Origin of the sequence: uncultured Ruthenibacterium sp., from assembly GCF_963558415.1 — a bacterium.
Lineage (GTDB): Bacteria > Bacillota > Clostridia > Oscillospirales > Ruminococcaceae > Ruthenibacterium.
Map to the genome: position 1 here is coordinate 13,885 of NZ_CAUWGY010000008.1, position 24,775 is coordinate 38,659.

Annotated in this window: 22 protein-coding genes; all 22 read left to right on the top strand. The window is 46.7% G+C overall.

The window, feature by feature from the left end; genetic code table 11:
• The 22 genes from AB5H98_RS02520 to mazG all read left to right on the top strand — a co-directional run bounded on the left by AB5H98_RS02520 (position 1) and on the right by mazG (position 24,771).
• Positions 1-891 (top strand): ABC transporter permease, encoded by an 891-nt coding sequence (locus AB5H98_RS02520; RefSeq protein ID WP_367924342.1) that lies wholly within the window; start codon positions 1-3, stop codon positions 889-891.
• The gene (locus AB5H98_RS02525) at positions 891-1,883 is read left to right on the top strand and encodes an ABC transporter ATP-binding protein (protein WP_367924343.1); all 993 of its coding nucleotides are present in this window, start codon (positions 891-893) and stop codon (positions 1,881-1,883) included. The genes AB5H98_RS02520 and AB5H98_RS02525 overlap by 1 nt, the downstream gene beginning before the upstream one ends.
• A gap of 3 nt (positions 1,884-1,886) precedes the next feature.
• Positions 1,887-2,891 carry an ABC transporter ATP-binding protein gene (locus tag AB5H98_RS02530; protein WP_367924344.1) on the top strand — a complete coding sequence of 335 codons (1,005 nt, stop codon included), beginning with the start codon at positions 1,887-1,889 and terminating at the stop codon, positions 2,889-2,891.
• A 64-nt stretch (positions 2,892-2,955) separates the two neighbouring features.
• Positions 2,956-4,146, top strand: a complete 1,191-nt coding sequence (locus tag AB5H98_RS02535; RefSeq protein WP_367924345.1) for an MFS transporter — start codon at positions 2,956-2,958, stop codon at positions 4,144-4,146.
• Positions 4,118-5,308, top strand: a complete 1,191-nt coding sequence (locus tag AB5H98_RS02540; RefSeq protein ID WP_367924346.1) for an MFS transporter — start codon at positions 4,118-4,120, stop codon at positions 5,306-5,308. The genes AB5H98_RS02535 and AB5H98_RS02540 overlap by 29 nt, the downstream gene beginning before the upstream one ends.
• A 257-nt stretch (positions 5,309-5,565) precedes the next feature.
• Entirely contained in the window at positions 5,566-6,798 is a 1,233-nt protein-coding gene (codB, locus tag AB5H98_RS02545) for a cytosine permease (RefSeq protein WP_367924347.1), read from the top strand.
• A gap of 40 nt (positions 6,799-6,838) precedes the next feature.
• Positions 6,839-8,074: a cytosine deaminase gene (codA, locus tag AB5H98_RS02550; RefSeq protein ID WP_367924348.1), complete on the top strand. Its 1,236-nt coding sequence runs from the start codon at positions 6,839-6,841 to the stop codon at positions 8,072-8,074.
• Between the two features lie 125 nt (positions 8,075-8,199).
• Positions 8,200-8,550, top strand: coding sequence for a hypothetical protein (locus AB5H98_RS02555; protein ID WP_367924349.1), 351 nt, complete (start codon positions 8,200-8,202; stop codon positions 8,548-8,550).
• 16 nt (positions 8,551-8,566) lie between these two features.
• Positions 8,567-9,712, top strand: a complete 1,146-nt coding sequence (gene ispF / locus AB5H98_RS02560) for a 2-C-methyl-D-erythritol 2,4-cyclodiphosphate synthase (protein WP_367924350.1) — start codon at positions 8,567-8,569, stop codon at positions 9,710-9,712.
• An 80-nt stretch (positions 9,713-9,792) separates the two neighbouring features.
• Positions 9,793-10,656, top strand: coding sequence for a diadenylate cyclase CdaA (gene cdaA / locus AB5H98_RS02565; RefSeq protein WP_367924351.1), 864 nt, complete (start codon positions 9,793-9,795; stop codon positions 10,654-10,656).
• Positions 10,646-11,929 carry a YbbR-like domain-containing protein gene (locus AB5H98_RS02570; protein WP_367924352.1) on the top strand — a complete coding sequence of 428 codons (1,284 nt, stop codon included), beginning with the start codon at positions 10,646-10,648 and terminating at the stop codon, positions 11,927-11,929. The genes cdaA and AB5H98_RS02570 overlap by 11 nt, the downstream gene beginning before the upstream one ends.
• Positions 11,930-11,931: 2 nt before the next feature.
• Complete coding sequence (locus tag AB5H98_RS02575; RefSeq protein WP_367924353.1) at positions 11,932-13,521, top strand: NAD(P)/FAD-dependent oxidoreductase; 1,590 nt, start codon at positions 11,932-11,934, stop codon at positions 13,519-13,521.
• A gap of 12 nt (positions 13,522-13,533) precedes the next feature.
• Entirely contained in the window at positions 13,534-14,670 is a 1,137-nt protein-coding gene (locus tag AB5H98_RS02580) for a hypothetical protein (RefSeq protein WP_367924354.1), read from the top strand.
• A gap of 21 nt (positions 14,671-14,691) precedes the next feature.
• Positions 14,692-15,789: a 5-bromo-4-chloroindolyl phosphate hydrolysis family protein gene (locus AB5H98_RS02585; RefSeq protein WP_367924355.1), complete on the top strand. Its 1,098-nt coding sequence runs from the start codon at positions 14,692-14,694 to the stop codon at positions 15,787-15,789.
• Positions 15,790-15,806: 17 nt separating this feature from the next.
• Entirely contained in the window at positions 15,807-17,837 is a 2,031-nt protein-coding gene (gene recJ / locus AB5H98_RS02590) for a single-stranded-DNA-specific exonuclease RecJ (protein WP_367924356.1), read from the top strand.
• Positions 17,838-17,843: 6 nt separating this feature from the next.
• Positions 17,844-20,012, top strand: coding sequence for a bifunctional (p)ppGpp synthetase/guanosine-3',5'-bis(diphosphate) 3'-pyrophosphohydrolase (locus AB5H98_RS02595; RefSeq protein ID WP_367924357.1), 2,169 nt, complete (start codon positions 17,844-17,846; stop codon positions 20,010-20,012).
• A 15-nt stretch (positions 20,013-20,027) separates the two neighbouring features.
• Positions 20,028-20,483 (top strand): D-aminoacyl-tRNA deacylase, encoded by a 456-nt coding sequence (gene dtd, locus AB5H98_RS02600; protein WP_367924358.1) that lies wholly within the window; start codon positions 20,028-20,030, stop codon positions 20,481-20,483.
• Between the two features lie 11 nt (positions 20,484-20,494).
• Positions 20,495-21,112 carry an MBL fold metallo-hydrolase gene (locus AB5H98_RS02605; RefSeq protein WP_367924359.1) on the top strand — a complete coding sequence of 206 codons (618 nt, stop codon included), beginning with the start codon at positions 20,495-20,497 and terminating at the stop codon, positions 21,110-21,112.
• Positions 21,109-22,557, top strand: coding sequence for a coproporphyrinogen dehydrogenase HemZ (gene hemZ, locus AB5H98_RS02610; protein ID WP_367924360.1), 1,449 nt, complete (start codon positions 21,109-21,111; stop codon positions 22,555-22,557). Before AB5H98_RS02605 ends, hemZ begins: the two co-directional genes overlap by 4 nt.
• Positions 22,529-23,470 (top strand): uridine kinase, encoded by a 942-nt coding sequence (locus AB5H98_RS02615; RefSeq protein ID WP_367924361.1) that lies wholly within the window; start codon positions 22,529-22,531, stop codon positions 23,468-23,470. The genes hemZ and AB5H98_RS02615 overlap by 29 nt, the downstream gene beginning before the upstream one ends.
• Before the next feature lie 20 nt (positions 23,471-23,490).
• Entirely contained in the window at positions 23,491-23,865 is a 375-nt protein-coding gene (locus tag AB5H98_RS02620) for a zinc ribbon domain-containing protein (protein WP_367924362.1), read from the top strand.
• A gap of 195 nt (positions 23,866-24,060) precedes the next feature.
• On the top strand, positions 24,061-24,771 hold the full coding sequence (gene mazG, locus AB5H98_RS02625) for a nucleoside triphosphate pyrophosphohydrolase (RefSeq protein ID WP_367924363.1): 711 nt from the start codon (positions 24,061-24,063) through the stop codon (positions 24,769-24,771).
• Positions 24,772-24,775: the final 4 nt, after the last annotated feature.

The following is a 24,775-nucleotide window of genomic DNA, read 5'->3' on the forward strand; positions in this document are numbered from 1 at the left end:
ATGACAGCATCAACAACAACTTCTGTGAAAAAAGTTTCTCGTCTGGCGGGTGCGCGTCGATTCTTTCGCGTATTTTTTAGTCGTGGCTGGGTAACAAAGCTTTGCTTCGCAATCATTGTTGCGTTCGTGTTGTGTGCGATTTTTGCGCCTGTTCTTACGCAATATACTCCTTATCAGCAGGATTTGCTGAATATGTTGAAAGGACCGTCGGCAGAACATCTGCTCGGAACCGACAGTTTAGGGCGCGATACCCTCACACGTTTGATTTATGGTGCGCGCGTGTCCTTGGTAACCGGTTTGCTGTCCAGCATCTGGGCTGCCGTGGTAGGCTCTACACTGGGTTTGATTGCTGGTTATTTCGGTGGTTGGCTGAACAGCATCATCATGCGTCTAACCGATGCAATGTTTGCAATCCCGCCCCTGATTTTTACAATGGTTTTGTCCACGATGGTATCCGGAAGTCTGCTGGGTGTCAGTGTGGTAATTGGTGTATCAATCGTACCGAGTTACATTCGTATGGTCAATGGATTGGTCATCAGTTTGCGTGAGAATGACTACATCACTGCGGCCAATTTGATTGGTCAGAAACAGGGAATCATCATGTTCCGACATCTGCTTCCCAACTGCCTTGCATCTTTGATCGTTACCTTCACCATGAACGTTGGTTCCGCAATCATGCTGGAATCTACACTGAGCTATTTGGGCGTTGGCATTATTCCGCCGACTCCTGCTTGGGGCGTTATGGTTTCTGAAGGATACAAATACCTGTTCAACCAGCCCTTGGTAGCAATTTTGCCTGGTATTTGCATTATGCTGGTAGTAATTGCATTTAACATTGTGGGCGATGCGTTGCGCGATGCGCTCGACCCGAGATTGAGGGGGAAACTGTAATGGAACAGCAAAAGGTTTTACTAGACGTAAAGAATTTGCGCACTTCATTCTTTACGGATGAGGGCGAAGTAAAAAGCGTCAATGATGTCAGTTTCCATGTCAATGAAAAAGAAGTCGTCGCGGTCGTTGGTGAGTCCGGGTCCGGTAAGTCAGTCACACAGTTATCAGTTATTCAACTGATTCAAAGCCCTCCGGGAAAAATTCTGGGTGGTGAAGTGTGGTTCGATGGCAAGGATTTAATGAAATTTACTAAAAATGAGATCAAAGAAATTCGTGGAAATGGTATTTCTATGATCTTCCAGGAACCAATGACCAGCTTGAATCCGGTTTATACGGTTGGAAATCAGTTGACGGAAGTTTTGCGCAGTCATAGCAAGATGAGCAAAAAAGAAGCTTGGCAGCGTGGTGTAGAGGCTTTGGCCGCGGTGGGAATTCCCGATCCGGAAGCTCGCATGAAAAACTATCCGTTTGAAATGTCTGGTGGTATGCGTCAGCGTGTTATGATCGCAATCGCCGTGGCATGCAATTCCAAATTGATCGTGGCGGACGAACCCACGACTGCCCTGGACGTAACAACGCAGGCGCAGGTTATGGAACTGTTGCTGTCATTGGTAAAGGAAAAAGGAACGTCTATCATCGTTGTGACGCATAACTTGGGCTTGGTCACACGTTATGCGGATCGGATTTACGTTATGTATGCTGGACGAATTGTGGAGAGCGGAACAACGGAACAGTTGTTGACAGATCCCCGGCATCCTTATACGCTGGGTTTGCTGGCTTCCGTTCCTCGTTTGGACAGTAATAAGGACGAAGACCTGGTTCCCATCGAGGGAACACCTCCAAACTTGGCCAGAATCCCGGAGTATTGTGCGTTTTATCCGAGATGCCGTTATGCTTGTGAGGAGTGTAAGAAGAAAGCACATCCTGAATTGCGTCCAGTAGGTGGGGATGGGCATTTTATCGCTTGCCACCGGAACGTAAAGGAGGGGTGATCAATGGCGGACAAAGATATTTTGCTGAAAGTCGAAAATTTAAAAATGTATTTTTCGGCTGAAAAAAGTTTGTTGGGCAAAACCCTTTCCAGCGTAAAAGCAGTAGATAACGTTAGCTTTGAAGTAGAAAAGGGAAAGACTTTTGGCCTTGTGGGTGAGTCTGGTTGTGGAAAAACTACCACAGGTAAGTGCATTTTGCGAATTAATAAACCTACCGCCGGAAAAATTTTCTATAAGGGCCAAGACATTACAAAGATGTCAAAACATGCATTTCGGTCGATACAACGTCAGATTCAGTTGATTTTCCAGGATCCGTATGGCTCTTTGGATCCGCGTCAATCAGCGGGTTCGATTATTCGTGAGGCCATTTTGGCGGATGGAAAGCATCATTCGTCTGCCGAGGTTACAAAACGTGTAAATGAGCTTTTGGAGACGGTTGAGATGCTTCCTGAAATGGGAGCAAGGTATCCTCATGAAATGAGTGGTGGACAGCGGCAGCGTTTGGGAATTGCACGTGCTTTGGCTTGTGACCCTGAACTGATTGTTTGCGACGAGCCTGTTTCGGCTTTGGACGTGTCCATTCAAGCACAGGTTATTAACCTGTTCAAAAATCTGCAAAAGCAATTGGGTTTAACGTATGTGTTTATTGCACATGATTTAGCGGTAGTTCGTCATATTGCTGATACAATCGGCGTTATGTATTTGGGGCATATTGTGGAGATCATGGATGCTGCTGAGATTTATTCCAATCCAGTTCATCCTTATACGAAAGCATTGCTTTCTGCGGTTCCCATCACGGATTATTATGTGGAGAAAACTAGAAACCGTATCTTGCTGGAGGGCGAGGTCCCGAGCCCGATCCATGCACCCAAGGGGTGTCCGTTCCATCCGCGTTGCATTTATGCCACGGAGAAGTGCAAAAGTGAAATTCCTGCATTAACGGATATTGGTGGCGGCCATAAGGTGGCTTGTCATCTGTGCACAGGTGCAACGGAAGCAAAATCTTAAAGATCGCAGACAATCCCACCGCGAAACGGTGGGATTGTCTTTTAATAAGGAATAGGAGGTTTGAATGGATACTAAACAGAAAAATATTTCATTTGCATTAATAGCAATTTCTTTTTTAACGCTTGCATCTAGCGCGGTAAGTCCGGCGCTTGCTAGCATGGGGCAGGCTTATCCGGATGTTCCGGCAACGCTAATTTCATTGCTGACAACACTTCCGTCTCTTTTGGCGGTACCTATGACGCTCTTGTGCGGTCAGATTGCCGGAAAGTATGTTTCTTATCGCGCATTGGTGATTGGAGGATTGCTTTGTAATCTCATTAGCGGTGTGGCGCCTGCGTTTACACAAAATTTCTATTTATTGCTGGTATGGCGCGGTCTGTTTGGCTGCGGAACAGGAATTTTGTCTCCTTTGATCATGCCGATGATGATGGCGACTTTCGAGGGTCAGCGCGTTTATCGTCAAGCCAGTTATAACGCGATTGCGACCAATATTGGTGCGGTGGTTTTCCAGATGTTGGGCGGAGTTGTTTGCGCAGCCATGGGTTGGAAAGCGATGTTCATGATTTACTTTTTGATTTTGCCCGTGTTGTTGCTTGTAGCGAAGATTATGCCCGAACCTCCTCGGCAGGAGAAAAGCAAAGATTCTCCACCCGTAACGTTCAGCCTTTTAAAACCGTCTTTTAAATGGTGCGTTTTGTACTTTACGCATATGGTGCTTTTTTATGTTTCTGTAACGGAGATATCCGGTGTGGTAATGGAAAGCGGATTTGGAACCTCCACCGTTTCTGCTGTTTTGCTTTCTCTGACGACACTGGTTGGCGTAGCTGGAAGTTACTTATATAAGTCCGTCAATCATCGTGGAACAGGATTTTTAGGATTGTCCTACCTCAGTTTGGCGGCAGGATATTATGTGATGGCGATTTCGGGAAATGTTTTTGTTATGGCTGTGGGAGCAATATTGATTGGTATCGGATTCGGAATCAATATGCCGGCTGCTCAGGTTTATGTAGGACAATCCGTTCCGGGCTATGCCAGAAATGTTGCAGCATCTATTTTGGCGGTCTGTGGAAATATCGGAGGCTTTTTATCCAAGTTTATTCTTGCAGGAATTACCGGATTTTTAGGCCTGGAAGGCGGACGCAATGCTTTCTTAGTATGTGTTGTCGGATACCTTGTGTTAGCGTTCCTCATGGGACTTCTCGCTCTTTTAAAAAGGGGTAAATCAGATGTCAAAGGCATGGATAAAAGATGTTAGAAATTGTGCATATGCCGTACTTCTGACAACAGCGATGGCTTTAGGGACCAGTGGATTATCTTGGTTTGTAGTGCCGGTCACTGAGCAGGAGGGATACAGCAGGGCAGCTTTTGCTCTGTGTTCCTCTCTGGTCTCTCTTCCATCTTTGTTTTTGTTTCCCGTACTGGGATTAATTTTGAAAAAAATAGGGCCTCGTAAGTTGGTGGCGATTGGGCTTGTAGGCGGCACTCTGTTTTTTGGTGGGTTGTCTCTTTCGCACTCTCTTCCTGCTTTTTATGTAAACAGTGTGTTGCTTGGCTGCGTACTGATGCCCAGCACCTCCTTTGTAACAACGGTCCTGGTTAATACTGCATTTTCGAATCATCGTCAGATGATGATGGGAATTGTGGCTTCCGGAAGCGGTGTGGGTAGCGTTTTGTGTGGCTTGAGCATTCCGGAAATTATTTCGATTTGGGGATGGCCGGGTGGATACCGCTGGTTAGCAGTGCTCTGGCTGGTATTGCTTGGCATCGCGCTGATTTTAATGCCAAAAAAATACGATGTGCAAGAAGAACCAAAACAGAAACTCAAAGCTCCGCAATTTTGGAAGACAGGTACTTTTTGGTTCTTAGGCGCGGCGGCGTTTTGTCTTAGCGCAGTCAACGGTGTGTACCAACACATCCAGGCCTTTTTGATGGATGCAGGCTTTTCATCGACGCTTTCTGGCCAGGTAGTAGGAATTTTTGGCGTCGTTTTGATTTTTTTTAAACTGACGTTTGGTGCGCTATGGGAGCGGATGGGTATGAGATTGGGCCTTTGCGTTTCACAGGGGCTTTATGTCATTGCATTTGTCCTTTTGCTGAGCGGCAATGACCCTTGGAGAATGGTTGCCGCTGTGGTCCTGTTAGCTGCCGGAAGTGCTACCGTTTCTATGGCTCCTTCATTGGTTGCGAGAGAAGTATATACAGCGGAACTTTTTGTGGCTTTGTGGGGGACGTTGTCTTTGTTTGGAACTTTGGGAAATTCTGTCGGAGTTTGGGCCTGGGGACTTGTTTACGATTGTTTTGGTAATTACAGGTTTGGTTTTATTGCTGCCGGCCTTTTTATTGTACTTTCTTGGGTCTGTTATCAAATCTTATTAAAAGGCGGACAGAAAAAAACGCAAACATCCAAACATGTGTGATACTGGACGGATTGCTCATACGGCAAAATGCTCTTTAAAATCTGTATTTTATAGAACCTTTTTGGAGCCATCGCCGATTTTTGTAAAATAACTTGACAGAATAGGTCGATACGAATAGGATATATAAGGTATAGCTGGACGCAGAAAGTTCTGCATTGCTGTGTGCAAAGAGGCACGCCATTTCCTTTGAGTTAGGAAGGGCGTGCTTTTTTACGGCCAGCAGCCGCTGTACACAAACTATTTGGAGGAATTATTTCATGAGCGCACCTGAAAATAAGCAGACGATTGATCATGACTATTCGCTGGAGTGCGTGCCGCATTCTGCTCGAAAGACGTTTGTTCCGATGTTCTTCATCATGCTGGGCTTTACCTTCTTTTCAGCCAGCATGAGTGTAGGCGCAAAACTGGGAAATGGGTTGGATTTGTCCGGCTTTATTTGGTCCATTTTGCTGGGTGGTATTTTGTTGGGAGCCTATACGGGTGTGTTGGGCTATATCGGCAGTGAAACGGGATTATCTCTGGACATGCTTGCACACCGTTCTTTTGGAAAGTTGGGTTCTTATCTTCCCTCGGCGCTGATCAGTTTTACACAGATTGGCTGGTTTGGTGTTGGTATTGCAATGTTTGCGGTTCCAGCGGCGGAGCTTTTGAATATCAGCCCAATCATTTTGGTGGTTCTCGCAGGAGTGTGCATGACGGCATCCGCCTATTTTGGAATTAAAGGCTTGGAAGTCGTGAGCTATGTTTCTGTACCGCTGATTGCTATTTTGGGTACCTATTCGATGGTCACAGCAACGATTGAGGGCGGCGGACTTGCTGCAATTTTCAATCAAAATGCAGGCTCTTTAACTATTTTCGGAGGCATTGGACTGGTAATTGGTTCTTTTGTCAGTGGTGGTACAGCCACTCCGAACTTTACGCGTTTTGCGAAAACGAATCGTGTGGCTGTTGTGACCACGGTAGTGGCCTTTTTGCTTGGAAATACTCTTATGTTCGCATTTGGCGCTGTTGGTGGGGCATTTACCGGAAAAGAAGACATCTTTTATGTTATGATTGCCCAGGGCCTTGCAATTCCCGCATTGATCGTGTTGGGAGCCAATATCTGGACAACCAATGATAATGCACTGTATACTTCGGGTCTTGGATTGTCCAATATTACCAAAATTCGCAAACGGCCGATGGTTTTGATTGCAGGTGTGATTGGAACGGCGGCTGCGCTGTGGCTTTATAACAATTTTGTCGGTTGGCTGAATTTTTTGAATGCCACATTGCCGCCGGTTGGCGCACTGATTGCGTTGGATTTCTTCTTGCATCGTGCGGATTATGCTGAGGGTGTACCTGCAAAGCGGAATTTTAACTGGGGTTCCATTGCAGGTGTCGTGGTAGGTGCTCTGGTAGGCAATTACGTCACATTTGGTATTGCATCTATCAATGCAATGGTGGCTGCTTGCGTATGTTACCTGCTTGCGAGCCTGGTGGAAAAGAAGTAAAATAAAGACAACCACTGGAGAACAGGAAAGGGGAATCGGGATGCTACTGAAAAATTTATATCTAGAAAACGCACAGGAACTTTCGGACATTCGGGTGCGGGATGGAAAGTTTTTCGAAATCGGACCAGGACTGGTACCGGACGAGGGAGAAGAGACCGTTGATTTCGGCGGGAAGCTGGCTTTGCCTCCATTTATTGAATCCCACGTGCATCTGGATACCTGCCTGACGGCCGGAGATCCGGTTTGGAACATGTCGGGGACATTGTTTGAGGGAATTGAATGCTGGGCCAAGAGAAAGAATAAACTGACCAAGGCCGATGTTCGTGAACGGGTGAATCGTGCGGTTCGCATGCAGGCTGCCAATGGAATTCAGCATGTGCGCACTCACGTGGATGTGACAGACCCTAAACTGACTGCTATGGAAGCCATGTTAGAGCTGAAAGAGGATTTGAAGGATGTAATGGACATCCAAATTGTGGCTTTCCCGCAGGAAGGAATCCTCAGCTACCCCAATGGCAAAGAACTGATGGAAAATGCGGTGCGTATGGGAGCCGATGCGGTAGGTGCAATTCCGCATTTTGAGTTCACCCGTGAATACAGCGTTGAATCATTGAACTTTGCAATGAAATTAGCAGAAAAGTACGATCGGTTAGTGGACGTTCATTGTGATGAAATTGATGATGAAGCTTCTCGAGGACTGGAAACTCTGGCCGCGCGTGCTTATGAGATGGAGATGTTCGACCGGGTAACGGCCAGCCATACGACGGCAATGCACTCGTACAACAATGCCTATGTCCTTCGTTTGATGCGACTTTTAAAGTTGTCTCGTATCAACTTTGTGTCCAATCCGTTGGTAAATACGCATTTGCAGGGCAGGGTGGATACTTATCCGAAACGCCGCGGCGTTACCCGAGTTCGCGAGTTAACGGAGGCCGGATTAAATGTGTCGTTCGGACACGATGATATTTTTGATCCTTGGTATCCGCTGGGCAATGGAAATTTACGAGATGTGGTCTTTATGGGACTGCACGTTTGCCAGATGATGGGCTATGAAGAGATCATGAATTCCTATCGTTTTATCTCTACCAATGCTGCACGCACATTGCATTTGGGAGATACATATGGCATCCGTAAGGGGAACCCGGCCGATTTGATTGTGCTGGATGCCAAGAATTATTACGACGCGCTGAATTACAATTCTGTGGTTCTTCGTTCTTACAAAAATGGTCGCCTGATTGCGCAGAGCGATCCTGCAAGCCGCAAGGTTCTGTTTTAAAAAAGGCCGCCCGAAAAGGGCGGCCTTTTTTTCGTTCGGCAGCACTTTTCGGCGGCTTTCTCTATGCAGAATTTGTGAAAAATGGTATACTAAACTTAATAATGCTTTCGGAAGGAGCGCGTTTTATGGCGCGTCGAGTTTTGTTTTTTAAAACCCTGTGCATCAGCGGTGTGGTCGTATTTGGAGTAGGTGTGTTATTGGGGCTTGCTGGATACATTTTTCCTGCTCGAGTAGTGAGTATGACTGTGGGGTTTTGCGTTAGCGTATTGGCGCTTTGGCTGTTGTTTAAAGCATGGGACCGCGCTCCCAATTTGTCAGCGGTGGGAGCCTTTTATGCTCTGCGAGTGATGGTAGAGTTTGGCGCGGTGATTGTATCTTTGTTCATTCCAGCAGCAGACCCGATTGGAGTTCTGATTCCGCAATTATTTGGACTCCCGATTTTGGCTATATTAATGGCAATTGAAAAAGAAGCGTGAGAGAGGAGCATAAAGAATGATAGAGAACCGTACGGTGGCTGCGATTATTGTGGCGGCGGGAAATTCAACCCGCATGGGATTTGATAAACTTCTATATAACTTGGATGGTCAGACGGTTCTGGAAAAGAGTGTGCGCGCTTTTGATGAACATCCTGCAATCGACGAACTGGTGATTGTTGTAGGGGAAAATGCGGAAAAGGCGGCACCTTTGCTTCAAAACATGCATAAGCCGGTACGCTTAGTGCCGGGAGGAGCTACGCGGGCACAGAGTGTTCAGAATGGATTAGCGCAAATTCGTTCCGATTTTGTAGCGGTTCATGATGCAGCACGTCCTTTTGTCAGCCAGACGGTGATTACGGCGGCGCTAAACGCGGCTTTTCGAATGGGGGCGGCAGCGCCTGCAGTTCCGGTAAAAGATACGGTAAAAGTGATTGGCGCTGACGGAATGGTCAAGTATACACCGGACCGCAGTGGCCTATATGCAGTGCAAACACCGCAATGTTTTCGTACGGAGCTTTATCGAAAGGCTTTGCGCGCAGTTTCTAATGGGGAAGTTACAGACGATTGTTCTGTTTTGGAACTGGCAGGGGTTCCCGTTCAGCTTACGCAGGGGGATTATGCCAATTATAAAATTACAACGCGGGAAGACTTGCCCGTATACAGGGAGGAACGGCAAATGCATATAGGGCATGGGTACGACGTACATCGCCTTGTAGAAGGGCGTAAATTGATTTTGGGTGGCGTGGAAATTCCTTATGACAAAGGTTTGCTGGGACATTCAGATGCAGATGTTCTCACGCATGCAGTGATGGATGCTTTGCTGGGGGCGGCCGCATTGGGAGATATTGGGCATCTTTTCCCTGATAACGATCCAGCTTATGAGGGCGCAGACAGCATAGGACTTTTACGCAAAGTGGGAGAGCTTTTGAAACAGCAGGGATGGGATGTGGAAAATCTGGACGCGACCATCCTCTGTCAGGCGCCGAAATTGGCACCGCATATAGCTGCGATGCGGGAAAATATTTCGCGAGCTTTGGGCGTGGATGTGACCAATGTGTCGGTGAAGGCGACCACGGAGGAAAAGTTGGGATTTACAGGAGCAGGAGACGGAATTGCCGCTCATTGTGTTTGCCTTTTGACCCGACTGGATTCTCAGTCGTGAAAAAATTTTTTCCTGTACGGCGTTTTAGGATTATGGTATACTATTTAGTGGCTTATTTTTAAGAGAAGGGCGGTGCCAGTATGAACTTAAAAGACATATGGTACGATTTATTCACCCTGTTTCATGTGAATGTAGGGCTGTCTGACATCTTGGATATAGCAGTCGTGGCATTTTTGATATATGAAATGATTCGGCTGATCAATCAAACGCATACGGCGCAGATTGCCAAAGGGATTCTTGTGCTTATTTTTACATTTGTAGTGGCCAAAATTGCTGATTTTCGCACGCTGCAGTGGTTGATCAACAGTGTGATGAGTTTTGGATTAATTGCTCTTGTGATTGTGTTTCAACCGGAGTTGCGCCGTGCGCTGGAACAAGTGGGACGCACCAATTTCTTTGGAATTCAGTTGTTTCGCAGTAAGGTGAATCCGGCGGATTTGCGCGAGGCGTGGCAAAATGCAATCGTGGCGGTATGTGACGCAGCAGAACAGATGTCTGACACGCGCACAGGGGCTTTGATGGTGTTGGAGCGCCGGACCAATCTCTCGGAAATCGTGAAGACGGGAACAATCTTGAATGCCGATATTACTCCAGAGATTTTGGAAACGATTTTTTATGAGGGAACAGCACTGCATGACGGTGCGGTGGTAGTGCGTGATGGCCATGTGGAAGCGGCAGGATGTGTGTTGCCGTTGTCTAATAATTTGGAGATTGGAAAAGACATGGGAACACGTCACCGGGCAGCTTTGGGAATGAGCGAGAATTCGGATGCGGTCGTGGTTGTTGTCAGCGAGGAAACCGGTATTATTTCCATGGCCAAAAACGGCGTTTTGATTCGCCGTTTGGATCGGCAGAATCTGTTCAATATGCTGCAAGGAGATATGGTACCGCCACCCGCGGAGGAAAAAAAGCAGCCTTTCTGGAGGAAAAAGCATGAAAGCTAAAAAGAATCATTTTGAAAAGCTGTTTTCCGATAAGCGTTTTACCATCATTTTTTCCATTTTGGTTGCAATTGGTTTGTGGTTTGTGGTGCGTTCTATCATCAATCCCAATAGTACGACAACCATTCGGAATGTGAAGGTGAATTACGATTACAATTCGGCGGCTTATCTCAGTCAAGGCCTTGACATTGTAGAGAAGGATACAGGTGACAAAAATATTACCATTTCCGGCGATGATAATCAGATCAGCGGAGTAGAGGCCGAAGATATTTTGTTGTATCCCAACTATTCTCAGGTGAATGGTCCTGGAACTTATACGCTCAAACTGGTTGCGGCGCAGACGGATTCACTTTTGAACAGCCGTTCTTTTGATTTTGAAGAAATCAGTCCAAGTGCGTATGTACAGGTTACATTCGATAAGGTTTCGACCAAGAAATTCCCCATTACAGTCAATGCAAGTGGTATTGTTCCTGAGGATGGGTACTATGTTGATACGCCGGTATCTTCTCCTTCTGAAGTTACTGTACGTGGACCCGAAAGCGTTGTGAACAGCATTGATAAGGTGATGGCAAACGTCACATTAAACGAAAAACGTACAGAATCCGCCTTGGCAACGGCGCAACTGGAGTTTTTGGACAAAGAAGGAAATCCGGTGGAATCGGATTACCTGACGATGGATGTCAGCCAGGTAGAGGTGACCATTCCGGTTTTGAAAATTAAAGAGGTTCCATTAACAGTAGAATATACGCATGTTCCATCCGGGTATGATGTGGATGTGTTGAATCCCACATTGTCTCAGGAAACGATCCGTGTAGCTGGCAGTGCGGAACAGGTGGATGCGCTTGAGAGTATCAATGCGGGATATATCGACTTGGCTAAGTTCCAGTTAGGCACCAGTGTGGACCTTGATTTGGAACTGCCGGAAGGCCTGCGTAACATTGATTCTGTCCAGCAGGTAACGGTAAGCTTTAACACACTCGGGTTCTCCACACGCACGATTTCCGTCAGCGAGATTCGCGTAGTCAATGCAGCCAGCGGAACCACGGTTACTCCATCGGTGGCAAGAATCAACAATGTGACACTGATTGGTCGTGAAGATGAACTGGAGGAGTTGAGTGAGTCCAGTGTGGTGGCACAGATTGATGCCTCGCCAACAAACATCAGTGTAACCAAAGGACAGCAGAATATGGAAGTACAGATCATTGTTCCTGGTACGGAAACCGTATTTGCTACGGGTACGTATACGGTGTTGTGTGATGTGAGCACAGGAGCGTAAAAATGCTTTTGGTAAAAGAAATTCGTCTGCCTTTGGAGAGTGGTCAGACACAGGCTATAGACGTGGCATTGAAAAAAATTCGTCTGACACGGGCACAGATTGCAGGTGCTGAAATTTATAAAATATCTGTGGATGCACGACATGGAAGACCTAATTTGGTTTATACAGTTGCCATAGATCTTGGTCAAAAGGGTGCAGAGCGTTTTTTTGAGGGCTTTGCACCCTCTGTTTCAATTTTAAATCGACCGGCGTTTACATTAAAACGGGGTGCGCATCTCATAGAACATGCTCCAGTGGTATGTGGATTTGGTCCCGCGGGATTGTTTGCAGCATTGGTTTTGGCACGGCAGGGCTTTTGTCCGGTCGTTCTGGAACGAGGACCGGAGATGGCTCGACGCATGGATGCCGTACGCTGTTTTTACGAAACAGGCAATTTGGATGAAAATGCAAACATTCAATTTGGAGAAGGCGGCGCGGGGACTTTTTCTGATGGTAAATTGACGACGCGTATTCATGATCCTTTGTGTGGGTTCGTAATGGATACGCTGTTGGAACACGGTGCGCCTAAGGAAATTGCTGTTCGACAAAAACCGCATATTGGTACCGATCGGTTGCGAGATGTAATTGTTTCTATTCGAGAAGAGATTCTTTCGCTGGGCGGTCAAATCTTTTTTGATACGCCGTTGACTGGGCTTTGCATAAAAAACAAAAGGTTGGTTGGCGTTCGTACTTCCCGTGGGGAGATTCCTTGCGAGGCGTTGGTATTGGCAGTGGGCCATTCTGCCCGTGACACTTTTGAAATGCTTGCGAAGTCAGGCTTGGTATTACAGGCAAAACCTTTTTCCGTCGGTTTTCGAGCAGAGCATTTACAAAGCAGGATTGAAGAGAGTTTGTATCATGAAGCGGCAGGACATCCTGCCCTTCCTCGAGGAGAATATCAGCTTTCTCAGCATGTGGGCAATCGGTGTGTGTATACATTTTGTATGTGCCCTGGCGGCCAGGTGGTGGCAGCGGCCAGTGAGACTGGGCGTGTGGTGACCAATGGAATGAGTTTCCACGCACGAGATGGAAAAAATGCAAATGCGGCCGTTGTGGTGAGTGTCAGCGATCGAGATTTTCAAGGAGATGCCCGAAAGGCGATTGAGTTTCAAAGGCAACTGGAACAGAGGGCTTTTAACGCAGGCTGTGGTGATTATGTGGCACCGGCAGAAAATGTTCAAAGCTTTTTAAAGGGCGAGGGAAAGTTACATATGACCGATGTACAGGCGAGTTATTCTCGAGGTGTCCGTGCGGCGGACTTGGGCGCGTTACTCCCGAAAGAACTGGCGGACGCACTTCGCGCTGGATTGAATGCTTTTGAACGAAAGCTGCGTGGTTATACTGCGCCAGAAGCGGTCTTGACCGGCCTTGAAACGCGTACATCCAGCCCGGTGAGGTTGGAGCGAGGAGAAAATTTGGAAAGTTTGGATGTATTGGGACTTTACCCGTGCGGAGAGGGCGCCGGATATGCTGGCGGAATTATGTCAGCGGCTGTCGATGGTATTCGCGTTGCGCGATCTATCGTAGAATTTTATCGACCAATGGGCCAATAATGGAGGAGCGTTATGTCTGAAAAACGACAGGATTGGGAAAAAGATTTAGAACGGGAATTTTCAAATGTCGGAAAAGAACTGGAATCGGCTATGCAAGATTTGGCCAGTGAGTTTCAGAAAAACGTTGCTCCGGCGCTAAAAAATGCTTCTCTATCTTTTGGGAAGATGGTAAAGGATATGGCTCAGGAATTTGGCGAGTCCGCTCAAAAAAGTTCCTCACCTGCCCGCGCACTTAAAAAAAGGGAAAGAAAATTAAAAAAGTTGCGCAACAATTACAAAAGTCTGGAAGGCACGGCGCTGGGGCTGGGAATCACTGCGTTTATTATGGCGGCGATTACGGGAATGGTTGTATTATCTGGAGAGTCACAAGTGGAAGCCTGGGGCGTGACGGCATTGATGGCGGTGGCTTTTGCAATTCCGGCACTGATTTGTCAAATGAAGAGCTATCCTGCTCGACGGTTGGTTGTGTATCATCAAATATTGGATGGACGCAGCTATTGCAAAATGGAAGAATTTGCTGCAGCGGTGGATCTTCCGGTGGGTAAGGCAAAGCGTGAAATACGTCGAATGATACAGCAGGGAAGTTTTGAAGGAATGTTTTTGGCGCCGGATGCGTCACGCCTGTTTACAAGTCGTGCTGCTTACGCTGCATATGTTGCACAATGTGCTCAAAAGGAGCAGATACAAACGCCGGTAGAGCAGCCGGTTCATAATGGTACGGTGGATGAGCTTCGTTCTTTCTGGACGGGTCTTCGCATGGAAAAACGAAAAATTTTAGATGCGGCAGTACTTGGCGAAGTGGAAAAGCTGGATGCTCAGACAGCGCAGTTGATTGCGTGGTTGGAAACGCATCCGGAAGACGAAAATGATGTTAAACGTTTTACCACTTATTACTTGCCTACTACATTGAAATTGCTGAGAACCTACAACGAAGTAGGCAATCAGACTGAGCAGAGTCATGCTGCAGCGCAAATACAAGCAGACATTATGCGCGTATTGGGAACGATCAATACAGCGTTTTCCTCTTTGCAGGATGGCTTGTTGCAGGACACGGCGTTGGATGTGTCTGCGGAGGTGTCTGCGATGGAAACTGTTTTGGTTCAAGATGGACTCAAGCCGGATGAATTTTCAAATGTGCTGAAAAAATAGTTTTTGGGGTGGGGGAGAAAAATGGAAATCATATTTTTGATTATTTTGCTAACGGTGGTGCTTCCCCGGCTGAAAGGTGTTTCTACGCCCAAAAAATTTACGGATTGCGGAGCAAGATATTATGCGCCGGAGTTGGATGAGGCGAGATCCAAAAAACAATTTTTGCAAGAAGATAAAAACATGGACTTCAAGATGTTGTTGGGTGGCTTGGCCGGTATAGGCGGTGCTGCGCTGGCAGTTTTGATGTTGTGTGTGATGCTTTATCAGGCTGGAGAAGAATCTTGGTTGCTTTACTCAGTGCCTACGACCATAGAATATTTTGCGGGTGTGGCCGAGTTTGGATTATTGGCTGCGGTATTCGGAAAGGTTTCTCAGATAGGATTTAAATTGTTTAAGCGAATCCAAAGCTATAAACTTTACCGCAAGATTATCAATGTGCAAGAAATGTGTCCATTGTCGGATATTGCACGTGCCAGTGGCAGATCGGTGACAACCGTGCGTCAGGATTTGAAAGATATGATCCAGCGTGGTTATTTTCCTTTCGGATTTGTAGATGATGACAATGGCTGTTTTTACGCGAACAATACGGTATGGCGTTTGCAAAATCCCGATCGTGCGAAAGCACAGGATGAAAAAAGTCAGCACAAAAAGCGTACTTCAAAATCCCGCAAAAAGGAGTCGGTCAAAAAGGCACCAGAGGGCGAAATGTTTTTGACCAATATGAAACAACAGCTTGCAGACATTGATAATGAAGAGATCCGTGCAAAGGCACAGGATATTTATGAGCAGGCAGACAGCATTTTTGCGTGGGTAAAAACGCATCCGGATTGCGGAGAAGATGTGCGTCGGTTTTGCGATTATTATTTGCCCACAACGATCAAGTTGTTGAAAACATACAATGAAGTGGAACCCCATGCGGAAAGTAGCGAAGTTGCGGCAAAAATTCAAAAAGAGGTATCCGATGTATTGGAACCGGTGTCGGCTGCTTTTCACAATTTGTTAGACAATCTTTTGAAGGATACAGCTCTGGATGTTTCAGTGGAGGTTAGTGCGCTGGAATCGGTGTTTACACAGGATGGCTTGGCGCAAGAATCACTAAAGGTCCCATCGGAGAAATAAAAAGGAGAGCAAGTTTTATGATTTATCATCCATGGCGGGTGAGCCATCCCGATTCACAGACGGCTGCTTTATTGAGCCAGTCGGTAGGCCAGCCTCTTTTGGTTGGAAAAGTTCTGGCCGCACGGGGTGTGGTAGAGCCGCAGGATGCGCAGCTCAAATGTGGCGCTGGACAGACGATTGGTGACCCGCTCCTGATGTGTGGAATGGAACAGGCGGTAGCGCGAATTCATCGTGCAATGGATGATGGCGAACGAATTGTAGTTTTCGGAGACTACGACGTGGATGGTGTGACTGCCACTGCGCTTTTGTATACCTATTTGGATGCATGTGGTGCTGAAGTTTATTACAAGCTTCCAAGCCGTGATGAAGATGGATATGGACTTTCAGAAAGTGCTGTGGACCAAATGGCCGAAAAGGGAGTCAATCTCATCATTACGGTGGACAACGGAATTTCTGCTCACGAGGCTGTGGCACGAGCTGCACAACGAGGTATGGATGTAGTGATTACAGATCATCATTTGCCACCTCAGAATCTTCCGGACGCAGTTGCAGTGATCGATCCGCAGTTGCCAAATGATAAAAGTTCCTGCAAAGTCCTTTCGGGTGCAGGTGTTGCCTTTAAGTTGATTTGTGCTCTGGATGGAGCACAACCTTTCGAAATGCTTCCCTATTATGGGGATTTGGCTGCTATTGGAACAGTGGCAGATATCATGTCACTCACAGGTGAAAACCGCACAATTGTCAAAGCGGGTTTGTCGTTTTTGCAGAATACAGATAGACCGGGCCTTGCGGCTCTGATTGCAAAATGCGGATTGGAAAACAAAGAATTGACCGCTGAAAATGTGTCTTTTGGTCTGGCTCCGCGCTTGAATGCAGCAGGGCGTATGGATTCTGCGACGGTTGCACTGCGTCTCTTACTGAGTGATGACGAAGAAGAGGCTGAGGAATTAGCGCAAGAATTGGATGAAAAGAATGCGGCCCGGCAGAAAGCCGAACAAGAAATTTCTCAGGTTGTCATTGATCGTATTTCATCGGATCCAGAGTATCAGGCCGATCGGATTTTGGTGGTATGGGGTGAAGGATTTCACCCGGGAGTGATTGGTATTGTGGCATCCAGAATTGCCGATCGTTTTGGGAAGCCGGCAATCGTGGTTTCGGTGGATGAGAATGGCGAGGGCAAAGGATCTGGACGTTCTCGTGAGGGGATTTCTTTGTACGATGCGATTTTCGCATGTTCAGAGCTGCTTATTCGGTTTGGAGGACATGCTTCTGCGGCGGGACTTTCCATCGAAAAAGAGAATCTCCCGGAGTTTCGGCGCATGATTAATCAGTGGGCTGCGGAACATCACCCTGTGATGCAAGTGCCGCCCATTTCTGTGGACACACCGGTCAATTTGAGTGAACTCACAGAAGAGAACGTGGCGGCGTTGAGCGTTCTTGCACCCTTTGGAAATGGAAATCCGGCGCCATTGTTTCTTGTAGAATCTGTTTCCATAGAGGCGGTTTATCCGGTGAGCGAGGGAAAACACTCACGCATCCGCTTTCGGCAAGGTGCAAACACTTTAAATGCAGTACTTTTTGGAAAAGGACCAAATACATTAGGTTATGGTGCGGGCGATGTGGTCGATGTGATTTTGTCATTATCGATTTTTGATGGAAGAAACGGCCCAATGATTTCTGCACGAATTCGGGATATGCGACCAGCCGGTATGAATGAAGAACACGCAGAACTTGCTCAATGGGCAGAGGCGTTTTGCAGTGGTGCAATATTAGATTCGGAAAAAGCGAGAAAAATTACTCCAGTGAGAACGGATACTGTTGGAGTATACCGCTTTCTTGCGGCACATCCTCAAGGGGTTGCCGCGGATGATTTAAGGCCGCTTTTTGCCAAATTAGGGCAAGAGAGCGCGGGGAAAGTGTTGATTTCTTTAAAGGCGTTGGAACAGCTTTCATTGGCAGAGCAAAGGCAGGGAAGATGGTATATTGTCCCTGCGGCCAAGAAAAAGGATCTTTTCAGTGCGCCTGTGTTACAAAAGTTAGAGGGGTGAATCGGTATGGAAAAGCCATCTGTTCTCACATATGAAGATTTGAAAAAACTGGCGCAAGAATCTGGCAAACCATATGACATGGAAAAGATTGAACGTGCATACGAGATGGCTCGTAATGCACATAAAGATCAACGGCGTTTGTCTGGTGAATTGTATATCAGCCATCCGGTTGCGGTAGCTTGTTTGGTGCTCAACCTTGGACTGGATACAGATTCTGTGATTGCGGCGCTTCTGCACGATGTTGTAGAAGATACAGGACTGAGCTTGGAGACCCTCCGGCAAAATTTTGGTCCGGACGTTGCTCTTTTGGTGGACGGCGTGACCAAACTGGGAAAAATCAAATTTTCTTCTATGGAGGAACAGCAAGCGGAGAATCTGCGAAAAATGCTGATGGCGATGTCGAAAGATGTGCGCGTTATGTTGGTCAAGTTGTGTGATCGCTTGCACAATATGCGTACGGGAGATGCATGGCCGGATCAGAAGCGCCGCGACAAGGCTTTGGAGACAATGGAGGTTTACGCTCCTATTGCGCATCGACTGGGTATCAGTAGCATCAAAGAAGAATTGGAGGACAGAAGTCTTCAGTATTTGGATCCAGTGGGATATGAGGAAATCCGTTCTTATCTTGCTAAAAATGGAAGCGCGGAACAGTTCATCGCTGGAATTGTCGAAAGGATAAGAGAACATCTCGCCCAAAACGGGATTGAAGAATGTGTTATTAAAAAGAGAATTAAGAGCGTTTATGGCATTTATCGTAAGATGTATATGCAGAATCGGACGTTCGAAGAAATCTATGATGTATATGCGGTACGCATCATTTTAGACACAGTGGGAGAATGCTACAATGCCCTTGGTGTAATCCATGATATGTATCATCCCATTCCCAGCAGATTTAAAGACTATATTTCTACCCCCAAGCCGAATATGTATCAGTCTCTTCACACAACAGTGATCGGACATGAAGGAATCCCCTTTGAAGTGCAGATTCGCACTTGGGAAATGGACCAGACCGCAGAATACGGTGTTGCTGCACACTGGAAATATAAAGCGGGCGTCACAAGCGATAAACAGTTGGATGAGCGGGTCGCCTGGGTGCGTCAGCTATTGGAGAGTCAACGCGAGAGTGATGATGCGGGCGATTTGTTACGCGAAATAAAATCTGAGCTTTTGCCAGAAGAAGTATTTGCGTTTACACCAAAAGGTGATGTTATCAATCTTCCCACAGGCGCTACGGCGATAGATTTTGCCTATGCAATTCATTCGGCCGTAGGCAATCGAATGATTGGTGCCAAAGCGAATGGACGCATTGTTCCCATTGATCACAAAGTGGTTACCGGAGAGATTATTGAAATCATCACAGGTCCAAAGGATAAAGGTCCAAGCCGCGATTGGTTGAATATTGTAGCGACCAGTGAGGCGAAAAATAAAATTCGCAACTGGTTTAAAAAAGAACGGAAAGAAGAAAATATTGCAGAAGGAAAAGCGGCGCTTGAAAAGGAAATGCGTCGAAATCTCATCACGGTTCCAGAAGAAAAATACGATGATTTCATGACGGAAATTGCTCATCGTATGCGTTTGAATACAGTGGAAGAAATGTATGCTGCTTTGGGCTATGGTGGCATTCAGCTCTCCCGATTGATGATTCGCGTAAAGGATGAGTATGCAAAACTCATCAAAGAGGATACGCCGGCCGCAGTGTTTAAGGTTCCTCTCAAGAAACACAAATCCAGTGAAGGCGTTTTGGTTGAAGGAATGGATGATTGCCTGGTAAAATTTGCAAAATGCTGTAATCCGCTTCCTGGGGATGACATTATCGGATTTGTGACTCGTGGGTTTGGCGTATCGATTCATAAGCGTGATTGTCCCAATGTTCGTATCGGTCTGGGGGGAGAGGACGCCCCTCGCTGGGTACAGGCGCATTGGGCAGAAGGCGTGAAAGAGAGCTTTAAATCTTCTCTGGAAATTTCTGCAATAGACCGTGACGGCCTGATGGCAGATGTGGCGGGCCTTATTGCGGAGATGCGTCTTCCTTGCTATGCCATTTCCGCTCGGCAATTGTCCGACGGGCGAGCAACCATGTCTTTAACTGTTGGAGTAAATAATACAGAGCATTTGAATACCGTAATCGCTCGGTTGAAAAAAATCCGAAGTGTCACAAGCATTGTTCGTGTATAAAAGTAGGGAGAGTTTATGAAAGCAGTGATTCAAAGAGTTCTTTCGGCCAGTGTTGTAATCAATGGCGTGGAGGAACGGTCCATCGGCCCGGGTTTGGTGATTTTATTGGGTGTGTCGGATACGGATTCTCTGGCTATTTGCGAAAAGTTAGCCAGAAAATGTGCGGGATTACGAATTTTTAGTGATGAAAACGGAAATTTGAATATTTCGGCTGAAGAAAACGGCTATGAGGCGATGGTTGTTTCCAATTTTACTCTTTACGGAGATGCGAAAAAGGGAAAACGTCCAAGCTTTATCCGTGCGGCAAAGCCGCCGCTTTCGGTGGATTGCTACAATCGATTTGTGGAGGAGCTGCGAAAGACCGAACTCAAACGGGTTGTAACTGGAGAATTTGGGGCGGATATGCAGATTTCATTGGTCAATGACGGCCCTGTAACCATTGTAATCGAAACAGACGATTGGGTGGCATAAAGGAGGATGCAATGAAGATATTTCACATTCAGGCGTCGATGCCGCTGTGTACCAATACTTTTTTGTTGATTGGAGAACAGGGCCACGCCGTGGTGATTGACCCTAACGCACCGGCTCAACGCTATTTAGAATTGTTACAACAGCAAAATGCACAGTTGGTAGCGGTGCTGTTGACACATGGTCATTACGATCATATGGGAGCGGTGGCCCAACTGCGCGAAAAAACAGGTGCAAGCCTGATGATGAGTCAATTGGACGCATCTCCACATATGGACGAGCGTTTGTTCCCGCCGGTACACGATGTGACTTGTTATACGGATGGCGAAAAGTTTTGTATAGATGATATGGAATTTCAGGTGATCGCCACACCGGGCCATACATCAGGATCGGTTTGTCTATTGTGTGGTGGAAATCTTTTCAGCGGAGATACGTTGTTTTGTGGAGAGATTGGCCGTACGGATCTGGAAACAGGAAGTATGGTGCAGATGAATGCGAGCCTTCGAAAATTAGCTGCTTTGGGGCTGGATGACGATACACGTGTCCTTCCCGGGCATGGCCCGTTTTCCACTATGGGAAAGGAAAAAGAAGCAAATTATTACCTGAGTGCTGCATTGGAGGACCAGTTATGAAGCTCTATTTGGCTGGGTTGGCTTCCGGGTATGAACCGGAGCACGTTGCACGTCTTTTTTGGCCAACGCTTCAATTGGTAAAATCTTATCCCACTCACAGACCGGATGCTATTGTAATTCGAAAGCACAAAATGCATATATTATGTGGAGTACGAGTAGAATCTCAGGTGACTTTTCAAAAGATTTTATTGCCAGAACAGGTGGATAAAAAGCGAGAGGAAACCATTCTTTGCACAGCATTGTTTCAAATGTTGTGCGGTGTGACGGGCAAACGTCCTCCTTGGGGTATGCTCACAGGAGTGCGTCCAGTTCGTTTGGTTCGTAGTCTGTATCAGCAGGGCATGAATGAAGAACAGGTAGCGAACCATTTGACGAAGGATTGCTTCGTCAGCAAAGAGAAGTTGCAACTTGCCATGCGGATTGAAAAGTTACAACGTCCAATCTTGGCACAAGTCCATCCGCGCAGTTTTAGTTTGTATATCTCCATCCCTTTTTGTCCCTCACGTTGCAGCTATTGCAGTTTTGTTTCTCGTACAACGGGAGAGAGTGCAAAATTGATTGAGCCTTATGTGGAGCGCCTGTGCGAAGAACTGAACGCTATTGGTTCACTTTCTCAAAAGTTGAATCTTAAGCTGGAGACGATTTATATTGGCGGCGGAACTCCAACAGCAATCTCGGCAGATCAGCTTCGGCGTCTGATGAAAACCGTAAACAGTTGTTTTGATGTTGCGGGTATTCAGGAATATACTGTGGAGGCTGGTCGACCCGATTGTACAACACCAGAGAAGTTAGCCGTGTTGAAGGAGTACGGAGCAACCCGCATATCCATCAATCCGCAGACCCTTTCTGATGAGGTGCTGCGTGCAATTGGCCGGCGTCATACTGCACAGGACGTTTTAGATTGTTTTGACATAGCGCGTAAGTTGGGGCATAATAACATTAATATGGATTTAATTGCAGGGTTACCCTTGGATACTGTAGAGGGCTTCTCGCGGAGCCTCTCAGGCGTAATGGCACTTGGTCCAGAAAATATTACTGTTCATACGCTGACGCTCAAACGTGCATCCACCCTGGTGGAGGATCACGCGCCTGATCGATATGCCGATGTGGCGAAGATGCTGTCATGTTGCTCAGCTCTTTCAGATGCAGGATATGTACCCTATTATATGTACCGTCAGAAGGGAACACTTCAGAATTTGGAGAATACCGGGTATACAAAACCGGGATATTCCGGGCTTTATAATATCTATATTATGGAAGAGGTACATACCATTTTGTCTGCTGGAGCGGGTGGTTCTACTAAAATGGTCGCACCCGATGGCCATATCAAACGCATTTTTAATCATAAATACCCGTTAGAGTACCTGCGTTGTTATGATGTAGTACAGCAGCGCAAGCAAGGAATTGAGGATTTTTATGGGCAATACGTTGATTTGGATTCCTAAACGTCTGGTTGAATTGGATTTGCTGAATATTGCAGCGTTGTCTGCGCAGGCGTTTGTGGATTATTGTGAAGAGGATTATCGAACGCGCATCCGAGATGCAGCACAAAGTGTGCTGAATAGCGGAGCAAAGGTAGTCATGCTCACAGGCCCTTCTTCATCCGGAAAGACGACTACGGCGCATAAACTGGCACAACAGATTCGCGAACAGGGAGTGCATGCCGCAGTTGTTTCATTGGATAACTTTTTTAAAGATATTGAAGAGTATCCTTTGCTCCCAGATGGGTCTCCTGATTATGAGAGCGTAGATGCATTGGATGTGCAGGAGATTAATCGATGCTTGTTGGAACTGACTAGAACAGGATGTACACAGATTCCGGATTTCGACTTTTGCCGTGAGCAGCGGCGTATGGGGCGTATTCCGGTACAAATTGGTCAAGGCATCGCAGTTGTAGAAGGAATTCATGCGTTAAATCCGCGTTTGACGGCTTTGCTGCCACGCGGGAGCGTTTACAAAATTTATGCGGGGCTTCGGGAAGAGTACTCTTCTGGCGGTCAGCGTTCCTTGCCCACAAGAGATGTCCGGTTAGCAAGACGCATCGTGCGGGATTATCAGTTCCGAGGACACAGCGTAGAGAAAACCCTTTCTATGTGGCCGGCGGTATGTGAAGGGGAGGATAAAAATATTAAGGTGTTTAAACCAGAGGCGGATTTGCTTTTGGACACCAGCTTTTCTTATGAAGCATGCTGCCTAGCTCCTCTGATTTGCGAACACCGAAATGCACTTTCGCCTCAGAGCCCCTATGCTCAGAGATTGGAAAATTTGTGCGATGTGTTTCAAAGGTGTCATACCATTCCGCTTTCTTATGTTCCAAAGGATTCTATGCTTCGGGAATTCCTTGGAGATGCACAGTAAATACTTTGGGAGGTGCTACTATGATTTCGCTGGATAAATTAATGGAAGGTGCTGCTACATTGGCAGATGGAGCAGCAAAAGTAACAGGGGATTTGGTCCAGAAGGGGAAGAAACAGGTAGATCAGATTGCATTAGAGAACAAGTTGGCCAAAGCCCAAAGACAACTGGGTGCGCTTGTGTATTCTCTGCATAAAAATGGAGAGAAAAATGACGCTCTGGTGGAGAGATATGTACAAGCGATTGCTGATGTAGAGGCGGAAATTACTGCGTTGAGTGAACTCTCCGTGGAACAACCAGAGCCGCAGCAAGAAACAGCCACTTACTGCCCGCAGTGCGGCGCGGAGGTCGACCCGGGGGCCATTTTTTGTGCTCGGTGTGGGAACAAACTCTTGTAATCCGAAGGTTCAGACTTGGATTTTTCAAAAGAGAAAAAAATCGTGCCCGAAATCAAGAAGTCCATTGGCTGTCCGAAAAATGAGACTTGAGGAGAAAAAGGCGCGCGAAAGCCGTATTTTTCGTGAAAAAACGGAAAAACCCTTGCATTCCGAAGGGCTATCATGTAGAATGGACCAGAAAGGGCGGAATGACCTTTGAAATCGGCATTTGAACGCAAAGAGCGTTACGATATGGAGGATCTTCTCGCAATTGTAGCGCTATTACGAGATCCGAAAGACGGTTGTGCTTGGGACAAAGTGCAGACGCATGAATCGATTCGCAAAAATTTTATCGAAGAGACCTATGAGGTAGCTGATGCGATTGATCTTCAAGATTCGCATCTTTTATGCGAAGAATTAGGAGATGTCCTTTTGCAGGTCGCTTTGCATTCTCAGATGGAAGCTGAGCAGGGGACCTTTTCGTTTGAGGATGTTTGCACCGGTATTTGCAAAAAATTAATTTATCGCCATCCGCATATTTTTGGAGACGTTCAGGCAAATGATCCTGATGAGGCACTTCGAAATTGGGAGGCGCTTAAACGCCAAGAAAAGCACCGGGAGACTCTGGCTGCAGATTTGGCGAGTATTCCTCAGTCCTTCCCGGCCCTGATGCGTGCTGCAAAGCTTTCAAAGCGGGCTGCTGCGCATGGAAAATCGCGCGATTTAAACGAAGCGATGGCTTCTCTTACGCAAAGCGTGGACAAGTTGTGCGACTCGGTTCAAAAAGAGGACCGTGCAGATGTGTTAAATCAATTGGGCAGTCTTTTGTTTGATGCGGCAGATATTGGCAGGCAGATGAATTGCGACGCAGAAGAAGCACTGGAGCAGGCAAATAAACGATTTTTAGAGAAAGTTTCGACCGATTAAAAAA

What these genes read in the sequence shown, in the direction of transcription:
- AB5H98_RS02520 (WP_367924342.1), top strand. Translation starts at nt 1, where the DNA reads ATGACAGCATCAACAACAACTTCTGTGAAAAAAGTTTCTCGTCTGGCG.
- AB5H98_RS02525 (WP_367924343.1), top strand. Translation starts at nt 891, where the DNA reads ATGGAACAGCAAAAGGTTTTACTAGACGTAAAGAATTTGCGCACTTCA.
- AB5H98_RS02530 (WP_367924344.1), top strand. Translation starts at nt 1,887, where the DNA reads ATGGCGGACAAAGATATTTTGCTGAAAGTCGAAAATTTAAAAATGTAT.
- AB5H98_RS02535 (WP_367924345.1), top strand. Translation starts at nt 2,956, where the DNA reads ATGGATACTAAACAGAAAAATATTTCATTTGCATTAATAGCAATTTCT.
- AB5H98_RS02540 (WP_367924346.1), top strand. Translation starts at nt 4,118, where the DNA reads ATGTCAAAGGCATGGATAAAAGATGTTAGAAATTGTGCATATGCCGTA.
- codB (WP_367924347.1), top strand. Translation starts at nt 5,566, where the DNA reads ATGAGCGCACCTGAAAATAAGCAGACGATTGATCATGACTATTCGCTG.
- codA (WP_367924348.1), top strand. Translation starts at nt 6,839, where the DNA reads ATGCTACTGAAAAATTTATATCTAGAAAACGCACAGGAACTTTCGGAC.
- AB5H98_RS02555 (WP_367924349.1), top strand. Translation starts at nt 8,200, where the DNA reads ATGGCGCGTCGAGTTTTGTTTTTTAAAACCCTGTGCATCAGCGGTGTG.
- ispF (WP_367924350.1), top strand. Translation starts at nt 8,567, where the DNA reads ATGATAGAGAACCGTACGGTGGCTGCGATTATTGTGGCGGCGGGAAAT.
- cdaA (WP_367924351.1), top strand. Translation starts at nt 9,793, where the DNA reads ATGAACTTAAAAGACATATGGTACGATTTATTCACCCTGTTTCATGTG.
- AB5H98_RS02570 (WP_367924352.1), top strand. Translation starts at nt 10,646, where the DNA reads ATGAAAGCTAAAAAGAATCATTTTGAAAAGCTGTTTTCCGATAAGCGT.
- AB5H98_RS02575 (WP_367924353.1), top strand. Translation starts at nt 11,932, where the DNA reads ATGCTTTTGGTAAAAGAAATTCGTCTGCCTTTGGAGAGTGGTCAGACA.
- AB5H98_RS02580 (WP_367924354.1), top strand. Translation starts at nt 13,534, where the DNA reads ATGTCTGAAAAACGACAGGATTGGGAAAAAGATTTAGAACGGGAATTT.
- AB5H98_RS02585 (WP_367924355.1), top strand. Translation starts at nt 14,692, where the DNA reads ATGGAAATCATATTTTTGATTATTTTGCTAACGGTGGTGCTTCCCCGG.
- recJ (WP_367924356.1), top strand. Translation starts at nt 15,807, where the DNA reads ATGATTTATCATCCATGGCGGGTGAGCCATCCCGATTCACAGACGGCT.
- AB5H98_RS02595 (WP_367924357.1), top strand. Translation starts at nt 17,844, where the DNA reads ATGGAAAAGCCATCTGTTCTCACATATGAAGATTTGAAAAAACTGGCG.
- dtd (WP_367924358.1), top strand. Translation starts at nt 20,028, where the DNA reads ATGAAAGCAGTGATTCAAAGAGTTCTTTCGGCCAGTGTTGTAATCAAT.
- AB5H98_RS02605 (WP_367924359.1), top strand. Translation starts at nt 20,495, where the DNA reads ATGAAGATATTTCACATTCAGGCGTCGATGCCGCTGTGTACCAATACT.
- hemZ (WP_367924360.1), top strand. Translation starts at nt 21,109, where the DNA reads ATGAAGCTCTATTTGGCTGGGTTGGCTTCCGGGTATGAACCGGAGCAC.
- AB5H98_RS02615 (WP_367924361.1), top strand. Translation starts at nt 22,529, where the DNA reads ATGGGCAATACGTTGATTTGGATTCCTAAACGTCTGGTTGAATTGGAT.
- AB5H98_RS02620 (WP_367924362.1), top strand. Translation starts at nt 23,491, where the DNA reads ATGATTTCGCTGGATAAATTAATGGAAGGTGCTGCTACATTGGCAGAT.